This is a genomic window from Inquilinus sp., from assembly GCF_039594555.1.
GTDB lineage: Bacteria > Pseudomonadota > Alphaproteobacteria > DSM-16000 > Inquilinaceae > Inquilinus.
On the sequence record NZ_JBCNNF010000439.1, the window covers coordinates 1 to 5,661 of the forward strand.

At 73.1% G+C, this 5,661-nt stretch carries 5 protein-coding genes; 2 read left to right on the top strand and 3 right to left on the bottom strand.

Features of this window, described 5'->3' with window-relative positions; genetic code table 11:
- A partial coding sequence (locus tag ABDW35_RS31015; RefSeq protein WP_343717704.1) for a GyrI-like domain-containing protein occupies positions 1-359 on the top strand: 359 nt, incomplete at its 5' end.
- A 283-nt stretch (positions 360-642) separates the two neighbouring features.
- Here the strand turns inward: ABDW35_RS31015 and ABDW35_RS31020 are convergent.
- The 3 genes from ABDW35_RS31020 to ABDW35_RS31030 form a co-directional block, all read right to left on the bottom strand.
- Positions 643-1,395, bottom strand: coding sequence for a helix-turn-helix transcriptional regulator (locus ABDW35_RS31020; RefSeq protein WP_343717705.1), 753 nt, complete (start codon positions 1,393-1,395; stop codon positions 643-645).
- 142 nt (positions 1,396-1,537) lie between these two features.
- Positions 1,538-4,195, bottom strand: coding sequence for an AAA family ATPase (locus ABDW35_RS31025; protein WP_343717706.1), 2,658 nt, complete (start codon positions 4,193-4,195; stop codon positions 1,538-1,540).
- Positions 4,196-4,293: 98 nt separating this feature from the next.
- A complete protein-coding gene (locus ABDW35_RS31030; RefSeq protein ID WP_343717707.1) occupies positions 4,294-4,902 on the bottom strand; it encodes a LysE family transporter in 609 nt (202 codons plus the stop codon).
- A gap of 221 nt (positions 4,903-5,123) precedes the next feature.
- On the opposite strand from ABDW35_RS31030, the gene ABDW35_RS31035 reads away from it, so the two are divergent.
- Positions 5,124-5,661, top strand: a 538-nt coding sequence (locus tag ABDW35_RS31035) for a hypothetical protein (RefSeq protein ID WP_343717708.1), incomplete at its 3' end; no start/stop codon positions are given.

The window sequence follows — 5,661 nt, forward strand, 5'->3', positions numbered from 1 at the left end:
GCTTCGGGCCGCAGATCGCCCATGTGCCGAATGAGGTCGGCGACGCCGCCTACGGCGTCTGCTGCAACACCGACGACGCCGGCAATTTCGACTATATCGCCGGGGTCGAGGTCGCCAGCTTCGACGACCTGCCGGCGGAGCTGTCGCGGGTGCGGATCCCAGCCCAGCGCTATGCCGTGTTCGCGCACCGCGCCCACATCTCCCGCATCCGGGCGACGCATTACACGATCTGGACGCAATGGCTGCCGGAGTCCGGCCACGCCTTCGCCGACGCGCCGAGCTTCGAACGCTACAGCCGGGATTTCGACCCCTGGGCCGGCACCGGCCTGGTCGAGATCTGGATGCCGCTCAGGAGCTGACGCGGGCCAGTGCGGGATGAGGGTTGGGGAATTCCGAACATCGTCATTGCGAGCGCAGCGAAGCAATCCATGGTGCCGCTCACGCGGAACGATGGATTGCTTCGTCGGCTTCGCCTCCTCGCAATGACGGTTCTGGGATGAGCCGCCCTCGCCACCCCACACCGTCATCGCGAACCCGAAGGGCGTGGCGATCCAGGCTGATGCCGGCTCGTGCGGGACGATGGATTGCTTCGTCGGCTTCGCCTCCTCGCAATGACGGCGAGGGAGCTTGTGGGAGCTCGTTTCAGCGATGTGCGGATGCCGTCGCCCGGCCGCACGGCGCCAGCCGGTCGCATTGCATCAGCAGCCGCACCAGCTCGGCCTGGCGGCGGGTGCCGGTCTTCTCGAAGATCCGGGTCAGATGGGTCCGCGCCGTGGTCGGGGCGATCGCCAGCCGCTCGGCCACCGCCTGCAGCCCGTCGCCGCGGCTGATCTCGGCGGCGAACACGGCCTCGGCCGCGGTCAGGCCGAACAGCTCCTGCAGCAGGGCCGGGGACGGGGTGCCGGCGGCGCCGGGATCCATCACGAACAGCGCCACCCAGCTGCGGGCGGCGTCGCCGCCGCGGACCGGGATCACCGTCACCAGCAGGGGCGGGGCACCGGACGGGCGCGACAGGCGCAGGCGGGTTCCCCCCGCCGGGGCGGCGGCGATGGCCTGGCGCAGCCGGCCGGTCTCTTCCGGGACGGCCGTGGTGATGCCGAACGGGGTGGCGAACAGCCCGTCCTTCCGCCCGATGATCGCCCCGGCGCGCCGGTTCATCCGCACCGGCCGGGCCGCCGCATCCGCGATGATCACGCCGAGGTCGAGCCAGTCGAGCAGGTCCTCGATGCCGTCGTCGCCGTCGTCGCGGGGCGGGGACGCGGCCGGCTCGTCGTCATCGACGTCCCCGCCGGCCAGGGCGTCCATGCCGATCGCCCGGGTCGAGAGGATCGACGCCAGGCTGGCGTCGGCCGTCAGGGAATAGTCGAGATCCGCAGCACTATCGATGCCCGCCATGACCTGAGCCTCCGTGCCCGACGCGTTGGCCGCCCTGCGCCGGGATCCGTCATGTTCGGGGGCGGTGCCGTGGAGACCACCCTAGGCGCGGCGCAGCGGCCGCGCTTCGGGGCGCCCGCCCAATTTTCGCGGGGGAGACTACCTAGTTTTCGCCAGCGGAGAGCAGCCAGGGCTCGCTGTGCAGGCGCAGGACGACATCCATGCGGCTGCTGGCGTTCAGCTTGCCCAGCACCGCCGAGACATGGTGCTCGACCGTGCGCGGCGACCGCACCAGGCGGCGGGCGATGTCCTGGTTGCCCATGCCCTGGGCCAGCAGGCGCAGCACCTGCAGCTCGCGCCGGGTCAGGCCCAGCGGGTGGCGGCGGGCGGCGGCGTAGGGGCCGCGGCGCGCCCGCGGCAGCTGGTCGGCCACGCCCAGGCGCTGCGCCGCGCGGCGGGCCAGCAGGGCAGCGGGCCGGGCCTCGATCTCCTCCAGCATCGCCACGGCGCGGGCCAGGGCTGGCCCGGCCTCGGGGCCCTGGACCCGGGTCAGGGCCAGCGCCGCCTCATAGGGCAGGCCCAGGCGCGTCCATTCCGCCGCGGCGGCCTGCGGGTCGCCGGCCAGCTCGGCCGCGCGCGGCGCCGGGGCCCGCGCCGTCGCCGGCGGCAGCGGGGCGGACATGCCGCAGCGCCGCCACCACACCGCCAGCTCGCCCAGCGCCCAGGGGTCGAAGCTGTCGAGGTCCATCGCCGCCACGGCGGCCAGCTGCTCCTGGGCCGGGCCCGGCTCGCCCGCCAGCCAGGCCGCCTCGACCAGGGCGAAGCGCACCGGCGCGATCAGGTGCAGGTCGCCGGTCTCCTGCGCGTGCCGCAGCGCCTGTTGCAGCAGGGCAGGGGCATCCGCCTCGCCCAGCCGCATCCGCACCCGGCCCAGCACGATCAGGGCGGGCAGGCGGATCGTCGGCGCCAGCAGCTCCAGCCCCACCACGCCGCCGGCGATCGACTCGGCCTCGCGGAACCGGCCCTGCTCCAGCCGCAGCCGGGCCTGCCAGCCGAGCTGGTAATGGGTCCAGGAATCGAGGTCGTGCCGGGTCTGGTAGGCGATGCCCTCGGCCAGCACCCGCTCGGCCAGGGCGAAGTCCTTGAACGTCACCGCGTACTCGGCGAGGTTCATATAGGCCCGGGCGGCGTGCTCGCGGAACCCGTGCTGCAGCGCCAGGGCCAGGCTCTCCTCCATCATCTCCCGCCCGCCCGGGCGGTCGACGAACAGCAGCGCGGTGGCAACGTTGTTCAGCGCGTGCACCCGGGTCTCGACATCGCCCAGCCGGTCGGCCAGGGACATCGCCCGCCAGCCCCATTTGACCGCGTCGTCGACATGGCTCTGCTGCATGTGCAGCTGCGATCGCACGCTGTAGGCCATCGCCAGTTCCGGTCCCGGGGGAAGGCGCTCCAGCTCGCGCACCGCCTCATCGACGCAGGCGCCGGCCTGGCGCACCTCGCCCCGCGACCACAGCAGCCGCGCCAGGGCGCGCAGGTTGAGGCCGACCTTGTCCATGCGGCCCAGCTCGCGCCACAGCGCGATGGCGTTCTGCCGGGCCTCGATCACCGTGTCGTCGATGCGCAGCGCCAGCCCGGCTTCGTTGGCCCAGTCCTCGTGTAGCTGTGCCGCCACCGCCTTCGGCGCCTCGCCGGCATAGCGCAGTGCGGTGGCCAGATGCGCCGCGGCCTGGTGATGGGCGCCGAGGCGCGAGGCCTGGGCCGCCGCCTGCGGCGCCAGGGCCAGGACGCGCCCGCCGTCGTCCGCCGCCGCGGCATGGTGCACCTGGCGCGGCAGCAAGGCGCCGGCCAGGGCGGTCGGGGCATAGGCCATCGCCGCCTCGACCCGGGCATGCAGCGCCTGCTGCACGGCGGGGGAGATCTGGTCGAGCGTGGCCAGCCGCGCCAGCTCGTGGCGGAAGCCGATGGCGCCCTGGTCGTCGCGCAGCAGCATGCCGCGGGCGATGCAGCGGTCGACCGCGGCGTCGGCCCTGGGCCCCAGCAGCGCCCGCGCCAGCCAGGGCTCGACGCTGCCGGGCACGATGCTGACCGTCTCCAGCGCCTCGCGCTCTTCCGGCGCCAGCCGCGACAGCCGCGACCACACCGCGTCGCGGATCGAGGCCGGGATGCTGTTCGGGCCGGCATCCGGGCTGGACAGCAGCTCGGTGACGAAGAACGGGTTGCCGGCCGTGATCCGGTGCAGCTCGGCGGCGGGCCGGCCGGCCTGGCGCGCCAGCGTGGCCACGGCCTCGGGCGACAGCGGCTGCATGGTCAGGCGCACGGCCGTGGCCGGCAGGTCGCCCAGCACCTGCCGCAGTGGATGGTCGGGGCCGACCTCGTCGCTGCGATAGCTCAGCACCAGGAGCGCCCGCAGCACCGGCATGCGGCGGCCGAGATATTTCAGCAGGTCCAGCGTCGCATTGTCGGCCCAATGCGCGTCCTCGAACACCAGCACCGTGGTCTCCGCCGCCTCCTGCAGCGTGTTCAAGAGGGCGGGAAACAGCCGCTCCGGCGCCGCCGTCTGGTCCAGCAGCGCCGCCATCCGGGGGCCGAGGGCGTGGGCCATGTCCTGCAGCGGGCCGAGGGCACGCGGGGTGAACAGCGCCTCCGACCCGCCCCACAGCACGCGGGTGCCGGGGCCCAGGCGGCGGGTGAATTCCTGCAGCAGGGCGGTCTTGCCGATCCCGGCCTCGCCGCCGAGCACGAGGGTCCCGCCATGCCCCTCCGCGGCGCGTCGGGCCAGGTCGATCAGTCGGTCAAGCGGCTCCTCGCGCTCGATCAGCATGAAGGCGACGACTCCCCTGTGCCTGTTGGGATTTCAGGCGAAGCGGATGTCGAAGACAAGGCTTCATGTCTGATTTTTGCTGCATCGCACCGATTGGCTCAACCCTGCAGCATCGATGCTCCCATCCCGACCAGGGCGCCGCCGAACAGGCGGTTGCACAGCCGGGCGCGGCCGGGCTGCTGCAGCCAGCGGCGCAGCGCATGGGCGGCGACGGCGTTGGTCAGGATGCCGAGGAAGCCGACCACGGTGAAGCTGGCGGCCAGCAGCGACAGCTGCGGCGTGGCCGGCAGGGCCGGGTCGATGAATTGCGGGAAGAAGGCCGGGAAGAACAGCAGCGTCTTCGGATTCGTGGCGGAGATCAGGAAGCCCTTCCAGAACCGGGCGCCGACCGGGATGACGGCACCGGCCTCGATCGCCATGCCGCCGCGGGCCCGCCACTGCTGGATGCCGAGATAGACCAGGTAGCCGGCGCCGGCCCAGCGCAGCAGGTCGAACCACTGGCCCAGCAGCGCCAGGAACGAGCCGATGCCGACCACCGCCAGCGACGCCTGGATCGCGATCGCCAGCGTCGCGCCCGCCACCGTCGTCACCGTGCGCACCCAGCCCAGCGCCAGCGCATGCGACAGCGCCAGGATGTTCACCGGCCCCGGGGTGACGCTCAGGATCAGCGCGGTGACCAGGAAGGTGCCGTACAGGTGCCAGTTCATGACGGGTCTCGGGGAGCCGGGCGGGCGCCGCGCGGCCGTCCCGGGCCGTCGCGGCAAGTTGGATAATATTGTTGCGTGAGGTAACATAATTACCCGGCGGGCGAGGCCTGCCGTCATGCCGGGGGAGCCATGCAAATTTGCCGGTCGCACCGGGGGATCGTCACGCTAGGAACCTCTTCCGTGATGCCGCGTTTCGCCGCGATCGGGTCGGGGAGGGAAGCATGAGCTTGGCGCCGTTGCGTCGCGGAGAGGGGGAGCGGGCGCCGCAGCCCCGCGGTTCGGATGCGGGCTTCGCCGCGGCGGTGGAGCGGGCGAAGGCCCCGGTGCCGGCGGAGCGGGCGCGCGAGATCGACGAATGGGTCCGCGACAAGGTCAAGGACCACACGTTTCGCTTCTGGCAGGACGACGGTGCCGAGACCGCGGCCAAGGCCCTAAAGGGCCACAGCGATCTCGGCGCGCTGACGGCGGCGGAACAGGCGCGGCTGGTCGACCGGGCGCTGCGCAAATGGCAGGGCGACAACGCGTCCTCGGCGGAGGACCTGGCCAAGCGCGTGCGCGGCGACACCGACCTGGCCCGGCTGGTGGCCGACCGGCTCGCCGCCCGCTCGGTCGAGCTGCAGGCCGGCAAGCGCGGCGACGAGAAGATGGACCGGGAGCTGATGACCGCCCGGACCTACGCCGAGGCCACGGTGCTGGCGCTGGGCTACGACCCGGAGCGGCCGGACTTCACGGCCAGGCTCGACGCGGCCGGGCTGCAGC